This window comes from Vibrio sp. RE88 (assembly GCF_013113835.1).
GTDB lineage: Bacteria > Pseudomonadota > Gammaproteobacteria > Enterobacterales > Vibrionaceae > Vibrio.
Map to the genome: position 1 here is coordinate 1 of NZ_VTYQ01000026.1, position 894 is coordinate 894.

1 pseudogene is annotated in these 894 nt (G+C 52.7%); it reads left to right on the forward strand.

The window, feature by feature from the left end:
* A pseudogene (locus F0265_RS24480) lies at positions 1 to 894 on the forward strand (hypothetical protein); the annotation flags it as partial.

Consider the following 894-nt stretch of genomic DNA (forward strand, 5'->3'; position numbering starts at 1 on the left):
TGCCAAAACCAACGGCAACGCCAATACCGCGGAAGCGGACGATATTGGTGAGATGCGTGCGTACTATCTGGAAGGCGACGATAAAGTCTATCTGGACTTTACTGATCGTGAGATTTCCGTGCCAGCGGGTGTGCAGGGCATCTTTGTTGAAGTGGATACTGTGGATGACAATGCTGCACCTGTACACGAAGGCAGCGAACGTTTCCAACTTGTGGTTCGTGATGTCGATGGTGTGACCACAGACAACAATGGCAAAGCGAAAGCAGCGGCGTTTATTGACGACAGCGGCAATGGTGCAGGGGATAACCCGGACGATGACCGTCCAGAAATCACCAGCATCTCCAGCCCAACCGTCGATGAAGGCGGTACCGCTATCTTTGATGTCACGCTCAGTAACCCAAGTGAGCTAGCCACACCTGTTACCATGACGTTGGCCAATGGTACGGCGGAAAGTGACGACTACACCACTAATCAAATTACCGTCAATTTTGCCGATGGCACCAGCACGGTCGTGAATGCGGTCAATGGTGAGTTCAGTTTTGATGTTCCAGCGGGCAACAGTTCTTACACTGTGTCGGTTGAAACCACGGATGACAATAACGCGCCCGTGTATGAAGGCGATGAAACCTTCACCTTAAGCGGTGCGAGTAGTAGTCAAACAGGTACGGTGAGCGGTGAAGCGACCATCCAAGATGGTGGTGAGGGCAATGACAACGATCGCCCTGATTTGACTGTTGCAGGCGCAGGTACCGTCTCCGAAGGTGAGGTGGCAACCTTCAGTATCAACCTTTCCAACCCTGTTGACCATGCGGTTACCCTTGACCTGCGTGCCAAAACCAACGGCAACGCCAATACCGCGGAAGCGGACGATATTGGTGAGATGCGTGCGTACTA